Below are 21,180 nucleotides of genomic sequence, written 5' to 3'. Positions count from 1 at the left end.
GCCCCGACATGACGAAAGCCCCGGCCGAGGCCGGGGCTTTCTGTGTGTGAGCGATACTGGGATCGAACCAGCGACCTCTTCCGTGTCAGGGAAGCGCGCTACCGCTGCGCCAATCGCTCATGTCTCAACGAACCGAGAACGAGTTCTCGAATCGCACTATTCAATTGCAACATCGATTCTAGACCTAGGCCTGGATCGAATGGAGGTGGAGACGGGATTTGAACCCGCGTGAACGGCTTTGCAGGCCGGTGCCTCGCCTCTCGGCCACTCCACCATACGAGTAGCCCCCCAGAGGGAGGCCACCAGTCGGTGGACCACCCTCTGGTGAGCATTACACTCGAGCGGATGACGAGATTCGAACTCGCGACCCTCACCTTGGCAAGGTGATGCGCTACCGCTGCGCCACATCCGCATTTCGCTTTGCATTTCTGCGTGCAAAAGAACAATACCCACACCCTGGGGCAGAAACCAAATCGAGGGAAGTTCGTGTCTCGATCGGTCGCGGGGCAGCTCACGAGAGGTGCCCCGGCGACCGGCGGAATGGCGTTCGAGCCCCGCGATGCACTAGCATCGTCGAGTCCCACACGGGCGATTGGCGCAGTTGGTAGCGCGCTTCCTTCACACGGAAGAGGTCATCGGTTCGAGCCCGGTATCGCCCACCACGACCAACGAGAGGCCCTGCATCCGCAGGGCCTCTCGTCGCTCCTGGACCGAGATCCCCGATCCGGTGCTGCCGCCGGGGCATCGACGCCGCCCGCTCCCGAGACGTGGCATCCTCGGCCCATGACCGACTCCCCCGCCTCCCGTGCGTCCACGACCCACCCGTCGCCCGTTGCCGACGCCGACTGGTGGCGGCAGGCCGTCGTCTACCAGGTGTACCCGCGGAGCTTCGCCGACGCGAACGGCGACGGCATCGGCGACCTGCCCGGCGTGACCTCGCGCGTGCCCTACCTGCAACGGTTGGGGGTCGACGCCGTCTGGCTGAGCCCCTTCTACCCGTCCCCGCTCGCCGACGGCGGGTACGACGTCGTGGACTACCGTGACGTCGACCCTCGCCTGGGCACCCTCGACGACTTCGACGAGATGGTCTCCACCCTCCACGCGGCCGGGCTCAAGGTCGTCGTCGACATCGTCCCCAACCACACCTCCAGCGATCACGAGTGGTTCCGTGAGGCGGTGGCGTCCGAACCCGGCAGCGCCGCCCGTGCCCGCTACGTCTTCCGGGACGGCCTCGGCGACGACGGTGCCACTCCCCCGTCCACCTGGGTGTCGAACTTCGGCGGTGGCGCCTGGACCCGGCTGCAGCGCCCCGACGGCACCCCCGAGCAGTGGTACCTGCACCTCTTCGCCCCCGAACAGCCCGATCTCGACTGGAGCAACCCCGAGGTGCGCGCCGACTTCGAGCGCACGCTGCGGTTCTGGTCGGACCGTGGGGTCGACGGCTTCCGGGTCGACGTCGCGCACGGGCTCGCGAAGGACCTCACCGAACCCCTCCGCGACGCGGCCGAACGTCAGGTCCTGCCGGTCGACGGCAGCGACCCGCTCTACGACCGTGACGAGGTGCACACGATCTTCGAGGGGTGGCGCCGGGTCCTCGACGAGTACGACCCGCCCCGGAGCGCCGTGGCCGAGGCCTGGGTGCAGCCCGAGCGGGTGCCGCTCTACGCCCGCCCCACCGAGCTCGGCCAGGCCTTCAGCTTCGCCCTGACGCGCGCCGACTTCGACGCCGACCAGTACCGGACCATCATCGCGTCGACCCTCGAGCAGGCGGCCGTCAGCGGGGCGACGAGCACCTGGGTGCTCTCGAACCACGACGTCGTCCGTCACGCCACGCGCTACGGCCTGCCGAAGGGGCAGGACCTCGACGCCTTCGTCCTGAGCGACGGACGACGTCCGACCCTGAACCCCGACGCGGGTCTCCGTCGGGCCCGTGCCGCGACGTTGCTGATGCTCGCCCTGCCGGGCTCGGCCTACGTCTACCAGGGCGAGGAACTCGGCCTGTTCGAGGTGGCCGACCTGCGCCCCGACCAGTTGCAGGACCCGGTCTGGACGCGTACGGGCCACCGGCGCAAGGGCCGTGACGGCAGCCGGGTGCCGTTGCCCTGGGACACGAGCGAGCCCGCCCTGGGTTTCGGCGACCACGCCCCGCACCTGCCGCAGCCCGAGTGGTTCGAGGACCTCGCCGTCTCGGTGCAGGACGACGAGGACGAGTCCACGCTGTCGATCTACCGGCGCGCCTTGGCGCTCCGTCGAGAGCTGCAGCGGGGTGAGGAGTTCGCCTGGGTGGACGACGCCTCGGACGAGGTCGTCCACGTCGCCCGCCACCACGGCTGGCACGCGCTGACGAACTTCGGCGGCGGCCCGGTGGACCTTCCCACCGGCGCGCGTGTGCTCGCGTCCAGCGAGCCGCTGCAGGACACGCTCGCCGGCGTCACCGAGGTGCCGGGCGAGGCCACGGTCTGGTTCTCGCTGACCTGAGAGCCGGGCCCGGTCGCACGAGGCGACCACCCGCAGGAGGCGCGGTGCGAGGGGGTCTCGCACCGCGCCTCCTGCGCTCTGCCGCGGTGTGCGTGGCCCGCACGCGGAACGGCCCCGGTCCGAGGACCGGGGCCGTTCGTCGTGCGGGGTGGGTCAGGCGCGCGAGTTCTCGAGGACGTAGCCCTCTTCGCCGTGCAGGGCGAGGTCGATGCCAGCCACCTCGTCCTCGTTCTTCACGCGGAAGCCGATGGTCTTCTCGATCACGAAGCCGATCACGAAGGCCAGGACGAACGAGTAGAGCATGACGGCCAACGCCGACAGTGCCTGGATGCCGAGCTGCGTGAAGGTGTGCGAGAAGATCAGACCGGTGTCGTTGGCGAAGATGCCGAGGTACAGCGTGCCGATGAGGCCACCGACGAGGTGGATGCCCACGACGTCGAGCGAGTCGTCGAAGCCGAGCTTGAACTTGAGGTCGATGGCCAGGGCGCAGACGGCACCCGCGACGACGCCGAGGACGACGGCCCACCCCGGGGTGAGGGCGGCGCAGGCCGGGGTGATGGCGACGAGACCGGCGACGGCACCCGAGGCGGCGCCGACCGAGGTGGCCTTGCCGTCCTTCAGCTTCTCGACGACGAGCCAGCCGAGCACGGCGGCGGCGGGGGCGGCGATGGTGTTGAGGAACGCCAGGGCGGCGACGCCGTCGGCGGCGAGCTCGGAGCCGGCGTTGAAGCCGAACCAGCCGAACCAGAGCAAGCCGGCACCCAGCAGGACGAAGGGCGGGTTGTGCGGCTTGTCGGCACCCTTGGCGAAGCCGACGCGCTTGCCGAGGACGAGGGCCAGGGCGAGGGCCGCGGCACCGGCGTTGATGTGGACGGCCGTGCCGCCCGCGAAGTCGATGACGCCCATGGCGGCGATCCAGCCACCCACCGTGTTGCCGTCGGCGTCCTTGGTGAAGTTGAAGACCCAGCTGGCGACGGGGAAGTAGACGACCGTGGCCCAGACGCCCGCGAAGATCATCCACGCGCCGAACTTGGCCCGGTCGGCGATGGCGCCCGAGATGAGGGCGACCGTGATGATCGCGAAGGTGGCCTGGAACGCGGCGAAGGCGATCGTCGGGTAGGCGCCGGTGGGGTCGAGGCTGTCCTCGAAGGCGGCGCCGAGGCCGAGGTTCGCGACGTCGAGGCCGAACAGGCCCTGGATGCCCACGAAGCTCTCGCTGCCACCGGGGATGGAGGTCGGGTTGCCGAAGGCGATCGCGTAGCCGAAGAGCACCCACAGGACGCCGATGAGGCCCATCGCCCCGAAGCTCAGCATCATCATGCTGATGACGCTCTTGGCCTTGACGAGGCCGCCGTAGAAGAAGGCCAGGCCGGGGGTCATGAGCAGCACGAGTGCCGCACAGATCAACATGAAGGCGGTGTTGCCTTGGTCCATGGGTGGGTCACCTCTCGAGTTTCTGAGCCAGGGAGGCACCGACGTCGAGGTCGACCGCGCGGGTTCGCGGGCTGTGGTGACGAACGCTCTCGTCCGGTGCGCCACCAGTGTCGCGGGGTGAGGTTTCCAGCCGTGTGCGGGATTGTTTCACCGATGTAACACGATTCGGGCGCAGGTAAACAACGTGTTTCGGCTCGCCCCGTACCGGGTGGGGATGTCCTCAGAGCGAGGTGAGCGCCACCAGGCGCGAGACGGCCCGCAGGTACTTCTTGCGATAGCCGCCGGCCAACATCTCGTCCGAGAAGACCTGGTCGAGGGGCGTGCCCGACGCGACGACCCGGATCTGAGCGTCGTAGAGGCGGTCGACGAAGGCCACGAGCCTCAACGCGTCGACCTGGCTGGTGAGGACGTGGACGTCACGGAGCCCGACCGCGTCGAGGTCGTCGACGAGCTTGACGTACTTGCTGGGGTGGACCGTCGCGAGGTGGGCGACGACGCCGTCGAAGCCGTCGAGCGACACGGTGCCGCCGAGGGAGGCCGCCGCCGCGTCGACGTCGTCGGCCACGTGCGCCCGGGCCTCGACCTCGCGCCGCCGGTAGTCGTTCCCGTCGATGCGGAGGGTGAGGAACTTGTCACTCAGCCCCTGGATCTCGCGGAGGAAGTCGGCGGCGGCGAACCGGCCCTCGCCCAGGGCGTTGGGCGGGGTGTTCGACGTGGCGGCGATGCGGGTGCCGTCGTCGGCCAGGTCGCCGAGCAGTCGGGTCATCATCATCGTGTCGCCCGGGTCGTCGAGCTCGAACTCGTCGATGCAGACCAGGGCGGCGCCCTTGAGCTGCGACGCGGCACCGGCGTAGCCGACGGCGCCGACCAGCGCGGTGTACTCGATGAAGGTGCCGAAGTAGCGACGGCCGGTCGTGCGGTTCCAGAGGGCGGCGAGCAGGTGGGTCTTGCCCACACCGAAGCCGCCGTCGAGGTAGAGGCCGGGACGCACGGCCGGGGCGGCCGGCTTCTTGCGGAACAGACCCCTCCGCGGGGCGTCGGCACCCGCGCCTCCGAACGCGGTCACGGCGGCTATGGCCTCGGCCTGTGAGGCGAAGTCCGGGTCGGGTCGGTAGTTCTCGAGCGAGGCGTCGGCGAACTGACGAGGAGGCACGAGTTGCGTCACGATCTCGGCCCCCGTGATCGTCGGGGTGCGGTCGGTCAACGACACGAGGGTGCTGACGGATTCGGGGGGCATGGGCGCGGCCTCGCAACGGTGTGGGCGGGGATCTGTGTCAGAGTCGTACGGTTCCCGGGCGACGGTCACGCGGCATGCGTAACCTCGACGGGGCCGACCAGAGGCGATCCTACGCCGCCGGGCGCCACCCGTCGCCCGACGTCGGCTCCACCCGACACCCGCACAAGGAGACACCATGGCCGTCGAGCACGACACGTCCGCCCGTTTCGGCGAGTACGCCCACCCCGAGCGTCTCGTCAGCACCGAGTGGTTGCAGCAGCACCTCGGCACCCCCGGGCTCGTCGTCGTCGAGTCCGACGAGGACGTCCTGCTGTACGAGACCGGTCACATCGCCGGCGCCGTCAAGATCGACTGGCACCTCGACCTCAACGACCCGGTGCAGCGCGACTACGTCGACGGCGAGGGTTTCGCCGCGCTGATGAGCCGCAGCGGCATCTCGCGCGACAGCACGGTCGTCATCTACGGCGACAAGAACAACTGGTGGGCCGCGTACGCCCTCTGGGTCTTCTCGCTCTTCGGGCACGAGGACGTCCGCCTGCTCGACGGGGGCCGCGCCACATGGGAGGCCGAAGGTCGCGACTACACGACCGAGGCGCCCGCGGTCGAGACCACCGACTACCCCGTCGTCGAGCGGGACGACAGCGTGATCCGGGCCTACAAGGACGACGTGCTGGCGCACCTCGGCAAGCCGTTGATCGACGTTCGTTCGCCCGAGGAGTTCTCGGGCCAGCGCACCACGGCTCCGGCCTACCCCGACGAGGGAGCCCTTCGCGCCGGCCACATCCCGAGCGCGCAGAACGTACCGTGGGGCAAGGCCGCGGCCGACGACGGCACCTTCCGGCCGCTCGCCGAGCTCGACGCCATCTACCGCGACGGCGCGGGACTCTCGGACGGCGACCAGGTCGTCGCCTACTGCCGCATCGGCGAGCGATCGAGCCACACGTGGTTCGTCCTGACGCACCTGATGGGCTTCGAGGACGTGCGCAACTACGACGGTTCCTGGACCGAGTGGGGCAGCGCCGTTCGCGTGCCGATCGTGCAGGGCACCGAACCGGGCGAGGTGCCGGCCCGGTGACCGACTCCGCCCTGCCCGAAGCGCTCGTCGACATCCGCGAGGAGTTCCTCGCCCTCGACGTGCGGAACCGTCTGCAGCTGCTGCTCGAGTTCTCGAACGAGCTGCCCGAGCTGCCGGCCCGCTACGCGGACCACCCCGACCTGCTCGAACGGGTGGTCGAGTGTCAGTCCCCCGTGTTCCTGTTCGTCGAGGTCACCGACGACCGGGTGCACCTGCACGCGACCGCACCGCGCGAGGCTCCGACGACGCGCGGCTTCGCCTCGATCCTCGCGCAGGGGCTCGACGGGCTCACCGTCGCCCAGGTGCTCGACGACGTCCCCGACGACTACCCGCAGACCATCGGTCTGTCCGAGGCGGTGAGCCCGTTGCGGATCCGCGGCATGACCGCCCTGCTCGGTCGCGCCAAGCGCCAGATCCGCGAACGGACCGCCGGCGCGTGACGCTCCGGGTGCTGCACGCCCTCGAACGGACGGGCGACGTCGGGCTGGAGCTCGACATCGACGAGGACTCGACACCCGCCCGGATCCGCGAGCTGTACGCCCCACCCCGCGAGACCTGGCTGCGACTCAACCTGATCGCCGCGGTCAGCGGTGACGCCGCGGGTTCCGACGGCACCTCGGAGACCCTGAGCAACGCCACCGACCGCACGATCCTCGCGGCCATCCGCTCGCTCGCCGACGGCGTCCTCGTCGGCGCGGCCAGCGTGCGGGCCGAGGGCTACCGGGTGCCGAAGTCCTCACGACTCGTCGTCGTCACGTCGTCGGGCGACCTCTCGGGCCATCGCATGGACCCGTCGGAGGCCGGCCGGGTCGTCGTCGTGTGCCCCGCATCCGCCCGCGACCGGGTCCGTGCGACCCTCGGCGAGGAGATCTGGGCGGTCGCCACCGTGCTGACGGCACCGGACGACGACGGACGGTTGGAGCCCGCCGCGATCCTGCGTTGCCTGCGCGACCAGCGCCTCCGTTCGCTCGTCTGCGAGGGTGGCCCCTCGCTCGCCGGACAGTTCCTGCGCGACGGCCTCGTCGACGAGTTGTGCCTCTCGACCTCTCCCGTCGTGATCGGCAGCGGCCTGCCCGTCTTCGGTCGCGAACGCTTCGACCCCGCGTCGCTCGTGCTCGGCCAGTTGCTGGTCGACGAGCAGAGCACGCTCTACGCGCGGTGGTCCGTCGACGGCGGCCCCGCGAGTCGGTGACGACCGAGCCACTCACCGATCGCCCGCTCGAACCGCTCGGGGTCGAGGTTCCAGAGCTTGGTGTGCCGGGCGACCTGGAACACCTCGAAGGTGACGAGATCGGGCCGCGCCTCGGCCAACGCGTGTGACGCGGTGGACGGGACGAAACCGTCGTCGTCGCTGTGCAGCAGCAGTACGGGCAGGTCGAGCTCGTCGGCCCGCGCGACGAGGTCGAGCCGGTCGAAGTCGATCGGCTCGGCGCTGCCGGCCAACCGACAGAGCAGGGGCGAACCCAGGAGGCGCAGCACCAGACCCTGGACGGTCCGCGGCACCCGCATGGCCGCCCCCTGGTAGGCGAGGGTCGTCCTCCAGTCGACGACGGGCGACTCGAGCACGAGGCCCGAGACGACGCCGCGCAGGGAGGAGCGAGTCGCGGCCTGCAGCACGAGCGCCCCACCCATGGACCATCCCATCAACACGACGGACGTCGCCCCGCTGTCGAGGGCGAACCGGATCGCCGCCTCCACGTCGCGCCACTCGGAATCGCCCAGGGCGTAGCGGCCGTCCGGCGATCGAGGCGCCTCTCCGTCGTTGCGGTACGAGACGAGGAGCGAGGTCAGGCCCTCCCGGTGGAAGACCGGAGCAGCCCGGATGGTCTCGGCGCGGGTGACCCCGCGACCGTGCACCCCGATCATCCACGGGCCCGCGAGGCCGGTCGTGGCGGGGACGAGCCAGGCGGGGGCCGGACCGACCTCGGTGTCGATCTCGACCTCGTCGCCCGTGAGCCCCGCGTCACGCGGCGTCGGGAACAGCCAGCCGCCGATGCGACCCCGGTGGGCATGCTCGAGGCCGGGCCCGTCGACACCCTCGACGCGACGCTCGACGGACCGGCCGTCGTCACGGACGACGTCGCCGACCCGGGCGTGGCCTCGGCCCCGGGCGTACCAGAAGCTGTAGCGACCGGGGAGGCGCGTGTCGGGCGTCGAACGGAGGGTGATCGTCCCGGTGACGGCGTCATGGGCCTCGACCCGCACGTCGTCACGTCGGCGGCGGGCGGGCGTGACGATCTTGCGGGCGATGGCGACGATCCCCGAGGCGAGGGCGGCGGACGACACCACCACGGTGCCCCCGACGACGATCGAGACGACGGCGACCGGGCCGACGCCCCGTCGCTCGGCATGTGCGGGGCGGTTCACGGGCGACTCCTCGTGCGGCGTGAGGTGGGGGCGAGGGTGACCTGTGGATCTGCTGAGCCGGGCGCGGCGTGCCGCGGGGGTCGCCCTCGGGATCGACCCTAGTCTTCCAGGGTGTCCGAGACCCCCCCGACGCCGACCCGGCCGCCCGCGTTCGCCGCGGCCGTCGAGTCCGTCCACCGTGCCGCCGCGCGGGATGCCCTCGCCGTGACCCAGATCCCCGCCCCGAACGGCCTCGCCCCCCATGCGCTGGCCCTCGCCGGGGACGTCATCGGTGCGTCCGGCCGCCCCGACCCCGATCTCGGCACGGGCCGCTTCGTGCTGCTCTACGACGACGACGAACCCGAGGCCTGGGGCGGGCCGTTCCGGGTCGTGGGTTTCGCGCAGGCGCCCCTCGAGACCGAGATCGCGCTCGACCCGTTCGTGGCCGACGTCGCGTGGTCCTGGCTCGTCGACAGCCTCGACGCCCGCGGGGCCTCGTACGACCGGGCATCCGGCACCGCGACCAAGATCCTCTCGACCGGCTACGGTGAGCTGGCCAGCCACGGCGACGGGGCCCAGCTCGAACTCCGGGCGTCCTGGAGCCCCACCACCACCGACCTGGCCCCCCACATCGAGGCCTGGAGCGAGTTGATCTGCACGCTCGCAGGTCTGCCCCCGACGGTCGAGGGCGTCACGCTCCTCGCCTCGCGGCGGGTCGGACGAGACTGAACCACCGGAACAGAACAGCGCCCCCGGAGAGAACAGCGGAGACATGACCACAGCGACACCAGACGAGTCAGCACCCGACGAGTCGGCACCCGACGGCTCCGCGCTGCGCGGCTCGCGACCCCGGGTCACCGTCCGACCCGTCGTCGAGACCGCCGACTCGCTGCACGGCGAGGTCACGGTCATCGACGACCGGCAGGGCTACCTGGCCGCCGTCGAGGCGATCCGCGCCGGGACCGGGCCGGTCTCGATCGATGCCGAACGCGCCTCCGGTTATCGCTACTCGCAGCGGGCCTACCTCATCCAGGTGTTCCGACGCGGCTCGGGGGTGTTCTTGCTCGATCCGCCCGCCATCGGCTCGTTCGCCGAACTGCAGGACGTCATCGGCGACGAGGAGTGGGTGCTGCACGCCGCCAGCCAGGACCTGGCGTGCCTGCGCGAAGTAGGCCTCGACCCGAGCCGCATCTTCGACACCGAACTGGGCGCACGCCTCGCCGGTCTGCCCAAGGTCGGGCTCGGTGCCGTCGTCGAGCAGCTGCTGGGCATCCACCTCGCCAAAGAGCACAGTGCCGCCGACTGGTCCACGAGACCGTTGCCGCAGAGCTGGCTGGTGTACGCCGCGCTCGACGTCGAGCTGCTCGTCGACCTGCGCGACGCCATGGAGGCGGTGCTCGCGGACGCGGGCAAGCTCGACATCGCGCGTCAGGAGTTCGAGGCGACCCTGCGCCGCGAGGCCAAGCCGGCGAAGGTCGACCCGTGGCGTCGACTGACCGGGCTGCACAGCGTGCGCGGATCGCGATCGCTCGCCGTGGCCCGTGAGCTCTGGCAGGCCCGCGACGACTACGCCCGTGAGATCGACACGGCCCCGGGGCGTCTCGTCCCGGACTCCTCCCTCGTGGCCGCGACCAAGGCCATGCCCACCGACAAACGGTCACTGGCCGGCATCAAGGAGTTCGTCGGCCGCGCCAGTCGTAGCGAGCTCGACCGCTGGTTCGCGGCGATCGAACGGGGCCGCGAGACGACGGACCTGCCCTCCCACCGGGGGCCGGCGAGCGACACCCTCCCCCCGCCTCGGTCCTGGGCGGACAAGAACCCGCTCGCCGACGCGCGCTACAAGGCCGTCCGTCCCAAGGTCACCGCGATCGCCGAGGGGCTCGACCTGCCGGTCGAGAACCTGCTCACGCCCGAGACCCTGAGGCGACTGGCCTGGGATCCGCCCATCCCCTTCGACGCACCGACCATCTCGACCGCCCTGGTCGAGCTGGGGGCCCGGGCCTGGCAGGTCGAGGCCGTCGCCGAGGCGGTCGCCGAGGCCTTTGTCGACGCCCACCAAGAGCCCGAGGCGACGGGCGACGGCGCTTCGTAGGATTGCTCGAACGATTCTCGGCCCCCAGACGTCGTCCCTAAGATCGGCATCAGATCCTGACACTGGAGGCACTGTGGCCGAGAGCAACGATGTCGTGTTCGTCGACGGGGTACGCACCCCGTTCGGTCGGGCCGGCGACAAAGGCATGTACTGGCAGACCCGAGCCGACGACCTGGTCGTCAAGGCGATGAAGGGTCTCCTCGAACGCAATCCGTCCCTTCCGCCCGAACGCATCGACGACGTCGCGATCGCGGCGACGACGCAGCAGGGCGACCAGGGCCTCACCCTGGGGCGCACGACGGCGCTGCTCGCCGGGCTCCCCCAGTCCGTGCCCGGGTACGCCATCGACCGCATGTGCGCCGGCGCCATGACGAGCGTGACGAGCGTCGCCGGCGGCATCGCCTTCGGCGCGTACGACGTCGCCCTCGCCGGCGGGGTCGAGCACATGGGTCGGCACCCGATGGGGTTCGCCGCCGACCCGAACCCCCGGTTCGTCGCCGAGAAGCTCGTCAGCGGCGAGGCCTTGAACATGGGCAACACCGCAGAGCGCATCCACGACCGCTTCCCCCAGCTGACCAAAGAGCGGTCCGATCGCTACGCCCTGCGATCGCAGCAGAAGCTCGCGGCGGCCTACGACGCCGGCCAGATCCAACCCGACCTCGTCCCGGTGGCGATCAAGACGGACCAGGGCTGGGGCTTGGCCACGCGCGACGAGGCACCTCGTCCCGAGACCACGATGGAGGGGCTGGCCGGTCTTCGCACCCCCTTCCGACCGCACGGCCGCGTCACCGCCGGCAACTCGTCCGGCCTCAACGACGGGGCGACGGTCAGCCTGATGGCGTCCGGCGCCGCCGCGAAAGAGTTGGGGCTCGCCCCCAAGATGCGCCTGGTCAGCTTCGCCTTCGCCGGTGTCGAGCCCGAGATCATGGGCATCGGCCCCGTTCCGTCGACCGAGAAGGCCCTCCGCAAGGCCGGGCTCTCGATGGACGACATCGGCCTCTTCGAGCTGAACGAGGCGTTCGCGGTGCAGGTCCTCTCCCTGCTCGACCACTTCGGCATCGACGACGACGACCCGCGCGTGAACCCCTGGGGGGGCGCCATCGCCGTGGGCCACCCCCTCGCGTCCTCGGGCGTGCGGCTCATGATCCAGCTCGCCCGCCAGTTCGAGCAGCACCCCGAGGTGCGCTACGGCCTCACGGCCATGTGCATCGGCCTCGGCCAGGGCGGCAGCGTCATCTGGGAGAACCCCCACTACTCGCGGAAGGCGGCGCGCGCATGAGCTCGGCGACCGAACAACTGACCGAGCTGTCGGCCGACGAGGTCGTCACGCACTCCTACGTCCGCGACGTCCCGTTGCCCTCCGGCGGCGTGCTCGCCCTCATCACCCTCGACAACGGTCGCGACCACACGCGGCCGAGCACGCTGGGTCCCGCGACGCTGCACGAGTTCGGGGCGACCCTCGACGCCGTCCGCAGCCGCGCCTCCTCGGGTGAGATCGCGGCGATCGCCGTCACCGGCAAGCCGTATTTCCTGGCGGCGGGCGCCGACCTCAGCAAGGTCAGCGCCATCCCCAGCCGAGACGTCGCCCGCGAACTCGCCCGGCTCGGTCACGCCGTCCTCGGCAAGCTGCACGACGCCGCGGTGCCCACGTTCGTCTTCGTGAACGGCCTCGCCCTCGGAGGCGGCGTCGAGATCGGTCTGCACGCCGACTACCGGACGGTCGACTCGTCGGCGGCAGCCATCGCCCTGCCCGAGGTCTTCCTCGGCATCATCCCCGGCTGGGGAGGCGCCTGGCTGCTTCCGAACCTGATCGGCATCGAGAACGCGCTCAAGGTCGTCATCGAGAACCCCCTGAAGAACAACCGCACGCTCAAGCCCGCCCAGGCGCTCGAACTCGGCATCGTCGACGTCATGTTCGGCCCCGCGTCCTTCCTCGAGGACAGCATCCGGTGGGCCGACGGGGTGCTGACCGGCCGCGTCACCGTCAAACGACCGAACGTCCCGGGCAAGCTCGAGCGTGCGGTCAAGTGGGACGTCGCGATCTCGGTGGCGCGCAAGTCGCTCGAGTCGAAGATCGGCACCGTCGCGAAGTCGCCCTACGCCGCGCTCGACCTGCTCAAGGCCGCGAAGAACACCGACCGGGCGACCGGCTTCGCGGCGGAGGACGAAGCACTGGCCGACCTCGTGGCGGGAGACCAGTTCCACGCGAGCATGTACGCCTTCGATCTCGTCCAGAAGCGTGCCAAGAAGCCCGCCGGTGCCCCCTCGCCCGACCTCGCCCGGAAAGTCGGCAAGGTGGGGATCGTCGGCGCCGGCCTCATGGCGAGCCAGTTCGCCTTGCTGTTCGTGCGTCGCCTGCGCGTGCCCGTCGTCATCACCGACCTCGACCAGGCCCGCGTCGACACGGCACTCGTCCGCATCAGGGGCGAGATCGACGAGTTGCAGGGCAAAGGACGCATCTCGCGTGACGAGTCCAACCGACTCAAGGCGCTGATCACGGGCACGACCGACCTCGGCGACTTCGCCGACGCCGACTGGGTCATCGAGGCCGTCTTCGAAGAGTTGTCGGTCAAGCAGGAGGTGTTCGCGAACGTCGAAGCCGTCGTCTCGGACACCGCGGTGCTGGCGACCAACACCTCGTCGCTGAGCGTCGAGCAGATCGGGGCGCGCCTCGCGCATCCCGAGCGCCTCGTCGGGTTCCACTTCTTCAATCCGGTCGCGGTGATGCCCCTCGTCGAGGTCGTCAAGACCCCGGCGACGGACGACGAGACGCTCAGCACGGCGATGGTCACGGCGAAGGCCCTCCGGAAGAACGCCGTCATCACGGCGGACACCCCTGGTTTCGTCGTCAATCGCATCCTGGCCAAGTTGCTGGGCGAGGCCATGCACGCCGTCGAGACGGGGACGCCGTTCGAGGTGGTCGATCGAGCGACCGCCCCGTTCGGTCTGCCGATGACGCCGTTCGAGCTGCTCGAACTGGTGGGACTGACCGTCGGGGCGCACGTGCTCGACACCCACCACGCCGCGTTCCCCGACCGGTTCTTCGCCAGTGAGGGACTGCACCGTCTGGCCGAGCACGGCACCATCTTCGAGCGGGACTCGAAGGGCCGTCGCAAGGGGTTCGACAAGAAGGCCGTCGCCCTCGCCGCCGGGCCGGGCACGGCACTCACCGACGACGAGCTGCGCATCCGCATCGAGGACGGCCTCGCCGACGAGGTCGGCCGCATGCTCGACGACCACGTGGTGGCCGCCGCAGAGGACATCGATCTCTGCCTGATCCTCGGAGCCGGGTACCCGTTCCAGATGGGCGGGGTCACGCCGTACCTCGATCGCGTCGGCGCCTCACGGCGCGTGCGAGATCGCGACTTCCACGAGCCGGCCATCCGCGGCGTCGAGTAGCCCGCGGACGACGAGGAGCCCACCGACGTCGAACGCCCCGTCTCGGACGAGACGGAGCGTTCGACGTCGGTGGGTGACGTACGTCACCTCACCGGGACTCAGTCGAGTCGGGCGTCCTCGTGCCTCGACGCGGCGGTGGTCTCGTCCAGGGGTCTCGCGACGGGGATGCGGCTGCCGAGCACCTGGGCCACGACGTCGCGAGCGATGTGCTGTGGCGTGAGGCCGGCCTCCTCGAGGATCTCGGCCCGGGAACCGTGCTCGAGGAACTCGTCGGGCAGGCCCAGTTCGGTCACGGCCGTGTCGACGCCTGCGCCACGGAGGTCCTGCCGCACACGGGTGCCGATCCCGCCGACCCGGACACCGTCCTCGATCGTGATGACGAGTCGGTGGGTCGCGGCGAGGTCGATGATGCTGCCCGGCACGGGGACGACCCATCGCGGGTCGACGACCGTCGCGCCGATGCCCTGGGCCTCCAGGCGCTCTGCGACGTCGAGCCCGATGCCGGCCATCGGGCCGACGCAGACGATGAGGACGTCGTCGTGCCCTGCGCGACGCAACACCTCGACACCGTCCTCGAGACGTTCGACGGCTTCGTGCTCGACGCCGACGGCTCCCTTGGAGAACCGGATGACCGTGGGAGCGTCGTCGACCGCGACGGCCTCACGGAGTTCTTCGCGGAGGCGTGTCGCATCCCGGGGCGCAGCCAACCGGATGTGCGGCACGATCTGCAGCAACGCGAGATCCCACATGCCGTGGTGGCTCGGACCGTCCGGCCCGGTGACGCCGGCCCGGTCGAGGACGAAGGTGACGCCCGCCCGGTGGAGGGCGACATCCATCAACACCTGGTCGAAGGCGCGGTTCACGAAGGTCGCGTACAGGGCGACCACGGGGTGGAGGCCGCCGAACGCGAGACCCGCAGCGCTCGTCACCGCGTGCTGTTCGGCGATGCCGACGTCGAAGACGCGCTTCGGGAACCGCTCGGCGAGTTTGTGCAGGCCCACGGGACGCAGCATCGCGGCCGTGATGCCGACGACCTTCGGGTCGTGCTCGGCGATGTCGACGATCTCGTCGGCGAACACCGACGTCCACGACGGCGAGGTGGCCGTCTCGAGGGGTTCGCCCGTCTCGGGATCGATCTGACCGACCGCGTGGAACTGGTCGGCCACGTCGGCGCGAGCGGGATCGAACCCGCGGCCCTTCTCGGTGATCGCGTGCACGATCACGGGGGCGCCGTAGTTCTTCGCCTGGAGGAGAGCTTCTTCCATGGCCACCTGGTCGTGACCGTCGACCGGCCCGATGTACTTGATGTCGAGGTTCGAGTAGAGCGCCTCGTTGTTGGTGAACCGGCTCAGGAAACCGTGCAGTCCACCTCGGACACCGCGGTAGACGGCGCGACCCGGGTGTCCGAGCCGGTCGAAGACAGCCCGGCTGCCGACGTGGAGCTCGCGGTAGGCCTGGCGGGTGCGGACGGTGTTGAGGAAGCGGGCCATTCCCCCGATGGTCGGGGCGTACGACCGGCCGTTGTCGTTCACGACGATCGTGAGGCGACGGTCGTTGTCGTCGCTGATGTTGTTCAGGGCTTCCCACGTCATGCCCCCGGTCAACGCGCCGTCGCCGACGACGGCGACGACGTGTCGGTCGTCGCGGCCCGTGAGCTGGAACGCTCGTGAGATGCCGTCGGCCCACGACAGCGAACTCGATGCGTGGGAGCTCTCGACGATGTCGTGTTCGGACTCGGACCGCTGCGGGTAGCCGGCGAGACCGCCCCGCAGGCGGAGGGCCGAGAAGTCCTGCCTGCCGGTGAGCAGTTTGTGGACGTACGACTGGTGGCCGGTGTCGAAGACGAAGGCATCGTGCGGGGAGTGGAAGACCCGGTGCATGGCCAACGTCAACTCGACGACGCCCAGGTTCGGCCCGAGGTGGCCCCCGGTCTTCGACACCTCGGTCACGAGGAACCGGCGGATGTCGGCGGCCAGTTCGACCATCTGTTCGTTCGTCAGGCGGTCGAGGTCACGAGGCCCCGTGATCGTCTGCAACAGGCTCATGCTGGCCTTCCCTCTCGGCCCTCTCGGGCATCCCGCCAGTCTAGGCACGCGACCGGCGAGAACGCCGTGCGACCCCCGGACGACGCGGGTGATCGTCCGGGGGTCTGGTCGGTGCGGGGTCGGTCGATCAGACCAGGCTGCGCAGGACGTACTGCAGGATGCCACCGTTGCGGTAGTAGTCGGCCTCGCCGGGGGTGTCGATTCGCACGACGGCGTCGAACTCGACCGGCTGCTTGCCCTCGGGCGAGTGAGCGGTCGGCGTGGCGGTCACGTGCACCGTCTTCGGCGTCGTGCCCTCGTTGAGCTCTTCGATCCCGGCGATGTCGATCTGCTCGGTGCCGTCGAGTCCGAGCGACTCCCAGCTCTCACCCTGCGGGAACTGCAGGGGAACCACGCCCATGCCGATCAGGTTCGACCGGTGGATCCGTTCGAAGCTCTCGGTGATGACCGCCTTGACCCCGAGGAGGCTCGTGCCCTTCGCGGCCCAGTCCCGGGACGATCCCGAGCCGTACTCCTTGCCACCGAGGATGACCAGGGGTGTCCCCTGCTCTTGGTAACGAGCGCTGGCGTCGTAGATGAACGACTGCGGGCCCTCGGCCTGCGTGAAGTCGCGGGTGTAGCCACCCTCGACGCCGTCCAGCAGCTGGTTCTTGAGGCGGATGTTCGCGAAGGTGCCCCGGATCATGACCTCGTGGTTGCCACGACGGGAACCGTAGGAGTTGAAGTCCTTGCGGTCGACGCCGTGCTCGTCGAGGTAGCGGCCGGCCGGGCTGTCGACCTTGATCGACCCGGCGGGGCTGATGTGGTCGGTCGTGACCGAATCGCCGAGCTTGGCCAGGACGCGGGCGCCACGGATGTCGGTGACCGGGGTGGTCTCGATCGTCATGCCCTCGAAGTACGGGGGCTTGCGGACGTAGGTCGACTCGGAGTCCCATTCGAAGGTGGCACCGGTGGGCGTCGGCAAGGAGCGCCAGCGCTCGTCACCGTCGAACACCCCCGCGTACTCGTGGGTGAACATGCCGGTGTCGATGGAGGAGTCGATCGTCTGCTGCACCTCGGCGGCGTCGGGCCAGATGTCCCGCAGGTAGACGTCGGTTCCGTCGTCGGCGGTGCCCAGGGCGTCGTTCTCGAAGTCGAAGTTCATCGACCCGGCCAGGGCGTACGCGATGACCAGGGGCGGGCTCGCCAGGTAGTTCATCTTGACGTCGGGGTTGATGCGACCCTCGAAGTTGCGGTTGCCGGACAGGACGGCCGTGACGGCCAGGTCGTTGTCCTGCACCGCGGTCGAGATCTCGTCGAGGAGCGGACCCGAGTTGCCGATGCAGGTCGTGCAGCCGTACCCGACCGTGTAGAACCCGAGGTCCTCGAGGTAGGACGTCAGGCCGGCCTTCTCGTAGTAGTCGGTGACGACCTTCGAACCGGGCGCGAGGGTCGTCTTGACCCACGGCTTGGCCTTCAGGCCCTTCTTGCTGGCATTGCGAGCGAGGAGGCCCGCGGCGAGCATGACGGAAGGGTTCGACGTGTTGGTGCACGACGTGATGGCTGCGATGGCGACCGCACCGTGGTCGAGGGTGAACGTCGAGCCGTCATCGAGGGCGACCGACGTCGGCTTGGACACCTTGGCCGGGGCGTGCGACGTGTGCGAGATCGAGTGCGGCTGGGCCTCGTCGTCGTCCTCGGCGGTGAAGCCGATCGGGTCGGAGGCGGGGAACGTGCCCTCGACCGCGGCGTCGACGTGCGAGTGGTCCGTGCTGGCGTAGTTCTCGAGGTCGACCTCGAACTGCGACTTGGCCTCGGTCAACTCGATGCGATCCTGGGGGCGCTTGGGCCCGGCGATGGACGGGACGACCGTCGCGAGGTCGAGCTCGAGGTACTCGCTGAAGACGGGCTCGGTCGACGGATCGTGCCACAGACCCTGCAGCTTGGCGTACTGCTCGACGAGGTCGATCTGCTCGTCCGAGCGTCCGGTCAGACGCAGGTAGTCGAGGGTCACGCCGTCGATCGGGAAGATCGCCGCCGTCGAGCCGAACTCGGGGCTCATGTTGCCGATGGTGGCGCGGTTGGCCAGCGGGACCTCGGCCACGCCTTCGCCGTAGAACTCGACGAACTTGCCCACGACGCCGTGTCGACGCAGCTGCTGGGTGATGGTGAGCACCACATCCGTGGCCGTCACGCCGGTCGGGATCGAGCCGGAGAGCTTGAAGCCCACGACCTTGGGGATCAGCATCGAGACGGGCTGACCGAGCATGGCGGCCTCGGCCTCGATGCCGCCGACGCCCCAGCCGAGCACGCCGAGGCCGTTCACCATCGTCGTGTGGGAGTCGGTGCCGACGAGGGTGTCGGGATACGCCTGCAGGACGCCCCCGACCTCGCGGCTGTACGTGACGCGCGCGAGGTACTCGATGTTGACCTGGTGGACGATGCCCGTGCCCGGCGGAACGACCTTGAAGTCGTCGAACGCCGTCTGACCCCAGCGGAGGAACTGGTACCGCTCGCCGTTGCGTTCGTACTCGATCTCGACGTTGCGCTCGAGGGCGTCCTCGCTGCCGAAGAGGTCGGCGATGACCGAGTGGTCGATGACCAGTTCGGCCGGTGCCAACGGGTTGATCTTGGTGGGGTCTCCCCCCAGTTCGGCGACGGCCTCTCGCATGGTGGCGAGGTCGACGATGCAGGGCACCCCCGTGAAGTCCTGCATGACCACGCGCGCCGGCGTGAACTGGATCTCGGTGTCGGGCTCGGCCGTGGGCTGCCACGACCCGAGGGCCCGGATCTGGTCACCCGTGACGTTCGCACCGTCCTCGGTGCGGAGCAGGTTCTCGAGCAGGACCTTGAGGCTGAACGGAAGCTTCGAAGAACCCTCGACCGCGTCGATGCGGTAGACCTCGTAGTCGGTGGACCCGACCGTGAGGGTGTTCTTCGAGCCGAAACTGTTGATTGCAGACACGTGCCGTCTCCCTTGCTGACTACGCCCTCATCTTGGCCGGTGCGCGCGACGCCCACCAGCGAGGTCAGCCTAAGTCCGCGGGGTGTCCCCGGGGCCGATCCCAGCGATTTGTCTCGATGTCGAGACAAAACATAGCACCAGGAGGCGCGGGTCAGGCCGAGGGGCCCCGCGCGTCGTCCGCCGCCTCGCGTCCGCGGTAGACCGTCCGGACGAGCAGCCAGGTGACCCAGAGCAGCCCGGCGTAGAGGGGAACGCCCATGACGAGTTTGAGCGTGCCGAGCAGGGCCACGTCACCGGCCAGCCAGAGGGGCACCTGGACGGCGAGGCGAGCGGCGAACAGCCCGGCCCACAGCCACGTGGCCAGGACGAGCACGCGCCGCTTGGCCCGATCGGCCCGCCATCCCGTGCCGTCGTTCGTGAGGAGTCCCACCACGATGCCGATGAGCGGCCAGCGCACGGCGATGCTGACCAGCATGGCGGCGAGCGAGGCGGCGTTGATCAGCAGCCCCGGGACGAAGTTGTTCTCGGCCCGGCCGGAGAGCAGAGCGATCCCCGCGGAGAGGGCGATGCCGAAGACGCCCGCGAGTGCCTGGGCGACCGGACCTCGCTGGACCGCCCGGGCGACGACGAACCCCACGGCAAGGGCCAGCGGGATCAGCACCGACGGCACGACGTCGCGGGTGATCGTGTAGACGATCACGAAACCGAGGCCCGGGACGATGGACTCGACGAGCCCTCGCACCCCGCCGATGGCCGTCAGCAGCGCGGACGCCGTGGGCACCTCGCCGGGTGCGACCTGGCCGATGCCGGCCCGCCGGGCTGCAGCCTGCAACTGGGCCGCGAGCGAGACCCGGGGGTCGTCGAGCGGCGACGGATCAGCCGGGTCGGGCCGCTCGTCGGACGCGGACACGACGGGTCAGACGACCGAGGGCGTGGTGCCCGGGGCGTCGGTCGGGCCGGCCTTCGGCATGGCCAGCGGGATCAGCTCGCGCGGAGGCATCGGGGTCGTTCCGCGGACCACGACGATGCTGCGGAAGAGCTCTTCGATCTTCTCGGCGGCCTCGCCCTCGTGGGCCGCGTCGCCCGCGATGACGCCGCGGAGGAACCAGCGAGGACCGTCGACGCCGATGAAGCGGGCCCGCCTGGTCGTGCCGGGGTCGCCACCCATGACGGGGATCTCGGCACGGACCTCGGGGCCGAACGGCCCCTCGACCTCGGCTGTCGTGCCCCCTTGCTTCTCGATCTGCTCGCTGATCTGGCCCCGGATCTCGTTCCAGAGACCCGTCGTGCGCGGAGCCGCGAACGGCTGCACCTGCAGCGTCGACTTGGCGAAGTCGAGGCCGACGGCGACGACCCGCTTGCTTCCCTCTTCGACCTCGAGTCGGAGGTGGAGCCCCTCTCGGGGCAGGATCTTCACGCCACCGAGGTCGACGTACGGACGGACGGGGTTGGCCTCGGTCTCGTCCAGGGGGCCGACGTCGGCGCGATCCTCGGGCGCCGACTTGGAGTCGTCGAACACCTCGACCTCGGTGTCGTCGAGGGACTCGATGTCGATCTCGACGTCGTCGACGTCCGCCGACTCGACGTCGATCTCGACGGCGGCCAGTTCTTGCTCGCGGCGTTTGGACTTCCTCACGCAGTGCCTCCTGGGTTGTGTGCGTATCCGGTGGAGCCGTGCCCGTCGACCCCGCGGACGCTCTCGGGGAGCGTCGCGACGGGGACGAACGTCGCGCGGACGACCGGCATGATGACGAGTTGGGCGATCTTGTCGCCGACAGCGACGTGGTGCTCGGCCTCGAGGTCGGTGTTCAGCAGCGAGACCTTGATCTCGCCGCGGTAGCCGGCGTCGACGGTGCCCGGGGCGTTCACGACGGTGATGCCGTGTTTGGCGGCCAGGCCGCTGCGGGGCATGACGAACGCGGCGAAACCCTCGGGCAGGGCGATGGACACGCCCGTGCCGACGAGTGCGCGGCGCCCGGGCCGCAGCACGAGGTCGTGCGTCGAGACCAGGTCGGCCCCTGCGTCGCCCGGGTGGGAGTAGACGGGCATGGAGCCCGCCTCGGCGGCGATGAGGACGTCGAGGGTCTGGGTCACGTGTCGAGGGTAGTGCAGAAGTCTGGTCGAATGGAT

At 70.0% G+C, this 21,180-nt stretch carries 16 protein-coding genes and 4 tRNA genes; 9 read left to right on the top strand and 11 right to left on the bottom strand.

The window, feature by feature from the left end:
* Nucleotides 1–47 precede the first annotated feature (47 nt).
* The 3 genes from SZ60_RS00650 to SZ60_RS00640 all read right to left on the bottom strand — a co-directional run bounded on the left by SZ60_RS00650 (nucleotide 48) and on the right by SZ60_RS00640 (nucleotide 412).
* Nucleotides 48–119: transfer RNA gene (locus SZ60_RS00650), tRNA-Val, on the bottom strand.
* 81 nt (nucleotides 120–200) lie between these two features.
* Nucleotides 201–274 (bottom strand) — tRNA-Cys (locus tag SZ60_RS00645).
* 66 nt (nucleotides 275–340) lie between these two features.
* A tRNA-Gly gene (locus SZ60_RS00640) sits at nucleotides 341–412 on the bottom strand.
* A 174-nt stretch (nucleotides 413–586) separates the two neighbouring features.
* On the opposite strand from SZ60_RS00640, the gene SZ60_RS00635 reads away from it, so the two are divergent.
* Nucleotides 587–662 (top strand) — tRNA-Val (locus SZ60_RS00635).
* A 121-nt stretch (nucleotides 663–783) separates the two neighbouring features.
* Nucleotides 784–2,478 (top strand): alpha-amylase family glycosyl hydrolase, encoded by a 1,695-nt coding sequence (locus SZ60_RS00630; RefSeq protein WP_043592702.1) that lies wholly within the window; start codon nucleotides 784–786, stop codon nucleotides 2,476–2,478.
* Nucleotides 2,479–2,631: 153 nt separating this feature from the next.
* On the opposite strand, the gene SZ60_RS00625 is transcribed toward SZ60_RS00630, so the two are convergent.
* Entirely contained in the window at nucleotides 2,632–3,912 is a 1,281-nt protein-coding gene (locus SZ60_RS00625; protein ID WP_043592701.1) for an ammonium transporter, read from the bottom strand.
* 220 nt (nucleotides 3,913–4,132) lie between these two features.
* Nucleotides 4,133–5,149: a cell division protein ZapE gene (gene zapE / locus SZ60_RS00620; protein WP_043592699.1), complete on the bottom strand. Its 1,017-nt coding sequence runs from the start codon at nucleotides 5,147–5,149 to the stop codon at nucleotides 4,133–4,135.
* 175 nt (nucleotides 5,150–5,324) lie between these two features.
* Here zapE and SZ60_RS00615 point away from each other — a divergent pair, with 175 nt between their 5' ends.
* From SZ60_RS00615 to SZ60_RS00605, 3 genes are read left to right on the top strand one after another with little or no spacing between them, the layout of a single operon-like run.
* Nucleotides 5,325–6,224, top strand: coding sequence for a sulfurtransferase (locus tag SZ60_RS00615; RefSeq protein ID WP_043592698.1), 900 nt, complete (start codon nucleotides 5,325–5,327; stop codon nucleotides 6,222–6,224).
* On the top strand, nucleotides 6,221–6,664 hold the full coding sequence (locus SZ60_RS00610; RefSeq protein WP_043592696.1) for a SufE family protein: 444 nt from the start codon (nucleotides 6,221–6,223) through the stop codon (nucleotides 6,662–6,664). Before SZ60_RS00615 ends, SZ60_RS00610 begins: the two co-directional genes overlap by 4 nt.
* A complete protein-coding gene (locus SZ60_RS00605; RefSeq protein WP_052505058.1) occupies nucleotides 6,661–7,416 on the top strand; it encodes a dihydrofolate reductase family protein in 756 nt (251 codons plus the stop codon). Before SZ60_RS00610 ends, SZ60_RS00605 begins: the two co-directional genes overlap by 4 nt.
* Here SZ60_RS00605 and SZ60_RS00600 read toward each other — a convergent pair.
* Nucleotides 7,374–8,591 carry a S9 family peptidase gene (locus SZ60_RS00600; RefSeq protein ID WP_231567008.1) on the bottom strand — a complete coding sequence of 406 codons (1,218 nt, stop codon included), beginning with the start codon at nucleotides 8,589–8,591 and terminating at the stop codon, nucleotides 7,374–7,376. The two genes, SZ60_RS00605 and SZ60_RS00600, sit on opposite strands and share 43 nt — an antisense overlap.
* A 111-nt stretch (nucleotides 8,592–8,702) precedes the next feature.
* Here SZ60_RS00600 and SZ60_RS00595 point away from each other — a divergent pair, with 111 nt between their 5' ends.
* The 4 genes from SZ60_RS00595 to SZ60_RS00580 all read left to right on the top strand — a co-directional run bounded on the left by SZ60_RS00595 (nucleotide 8,703) and on the right by SZ60_RS00580 (nucleotide 14,061).
* Nucleotides 8,703–9,299 carry a DUF3000 domain-containing protein gene (locus SZ60_RS00595; protein WP_043592694.1) on the top strand — a complete coding sequence of 199 codons (597 nt, stop codon included), beginning with the start codon at nucleotides 8,703–8,705 and terminating at the stop codon, nucleotides 9,297–9,299.
* 43 nt (nucleotides 9,300–9,342) lie between these two features.
* The gene (locus tag SZ60_RS00590) at nucleotides 9,343–10,662 is read left to right on the top strand and encodes an HRDC domain-containing protein (protein WP_082059744.1); all 1,320 of its coding nucleotides are present in this window, start codon (nucleotides 9,343–9,345) and stop codon (nucleotides 10,660–10,662) included.
* Between the two features lie 73 nt (nucleotides 10,663–10,735).
* Nucleotides 10,736–11,941, top strand: coding sequence for a thiolase family protein (locus SZ60_RS00585; protein WP_043592692.1), 1,206 nt, complete (start codon nucleotides 10,736–10,738; stop codon nucleotides 11,939–11,941).
* Nucleotides 11,938–14,061, top strand: coding sequence for a 3-hydroxyacyl-CoA dehydrogenase NAD-binding domain-containing protein (locus SZ60_RS00580; RefSeq protein ID WP_043592690.1), 2,124 nt, complete (start codon nucleotides 11,938–11,940; stop codon nucleotides 14,059–14,061). The genes SZ60_RS00585 and SZ60_RS00580 overlap by 4 nt, the downstream gene beginning before the upstream one ends.
* Before the next feature lie 98 nt (nucleotides 14,062–14,159).
* On the opposite strand, the gene dxs is transcribed toward SZ60_RS00580, so the two are convergent.
* The 5 genes from dxs to dut all read right to left on the bottom strand — a co-directional run bounded on the left by dxs (nucleotide 14,160) and on the right by dut (nucleotide 21,144).
* Nucleotides 14,160–16,106 (bottom strand): 1-deoxy-D-xylulose-5-phosphate synthase, encoded by a 1,947-nt coding sequence (dxs, locus tag SZ60_RS00575; RefSeq protein WP_043592689.1) that lies wholly within the window; start codon nucleotides 16,104–16,106, stop codon nucleotides 14,160–14,162.
* A 127-nt stretch (nucleotides 16,107–16,233) separates the two neighbouring features.
* Entirely contained in the window at nucleotides 16,234–19,050 is a 2,817-nt protein-coding gene (gene acnA / locus SZ60_RS00570) for an aconitate hydratase AcnA (RefSeq protein WP_043592687.1), read from the bottom strand.
* Nucleotides 19,051–19,201: 151 nt separating this feature from the next.
* A complete protein-coding gene (locus tag SZ60_RS00565; RefSeq protein WP_043592686.1) occupies nucleotides 19,202–19,960 on the bottom strand; it encodes a DUF3159 domain-containing protein in 759 nt (252 codons plus the stop codon).
* Between the two features lie 6 nt (nucleotides 19,961–19,966).
* Nucleotides 19,967–20,605 (bottom strand): DUF3710 domain-containing protein, encoded by a 639-nt coding sequence (locus SZ60_RS00560; protein WP_043592861.1) that lies wholly within the window; start codon nucleotides 20,603–20,605, stop codon nucleotides 19,967–19,969.
* Between the two features lie 77 nt (nucleotides 20,606–20,682).
* Nucleotides 20,683–21,144 carry a dUTP diphosphatase gene (dut, locus tag SZ60_RS00555; RefSeq protein ID WP_197073470.1) on the bottom strand — a complete coding sequence of 154 codons (462 nt, stop codon included), beginning with the start codon at nucleotides 21,142–21,144 and terminating at the stop codon, nucleotides 20,683–20,685.
* Nucleotides 21,145–21,180: the final 36 nt, after the last annotated feature.

Origin of the sequence: Frigoribacterium sp. MEB024 (genome assembly GCF_000878135.1) — a bacterium.
In the GTDB taxonomy this organism is placed as follows: Bacteria; Actinomycetota; Actinomycetes; order Actinomycetales; family Microbacteriaceae; genus Frigoribacterium.
This window is presented reverse-complemented; position numbering and strand designations above follow the sequence as displayed.

Bases quoted from the DNA above. Each gene is read 5' to 3' on its own strand.
- SZ60_RS00630 (WP_043592702.1), top strand. From the start codon at position 784: ATGACCGACTCCCCCGCCTCCCGTGCGTCCACGACCCACCCGTCGCCC.
- SZ60_RS00625 (WP_043592701.1), bottom strand. From the start codon at position 3,912: ATGGACCAAGGCAACACCGCCTTCATGTTGATCTGTGCGGCACTCGTG.
- zapE (WP_043592699.1), bottom strand. From the start codon at position 5,149: ATGCCCCCCGAATCCGTCAGCACCCTCGTGTCGTTGACCGACCGCACC.
- SZ60_RS00615 (WP_043592698.1), top strand. From the start codon at position 5,325: ATGGCCGTCGAGCACGACACGTCCGCCCGTTTCGGCGAGTACGCCCAC.
- SZ60_RS00590 (WP_082059744.1), top strand. From the start codon at position 9,343: ATGACCACAGCGACACCAGACGAGTCAGCACCCGACGAGTCGGCACCC.
- SZ60_RS00580 (WP_043592690.1), top strand. From the start codon at position 11,938: ATGAGCTCGGCGACCGAACAACTGACCGAGCTGTCGGCCGACGAGGTC.
- dxs (WP_043592689.1), bottom strand. From the start codon at position 16,106: ATGAGCCTGTTGCAGACGATCACGGGGCCTCGTGACCTCGACCGCCTG.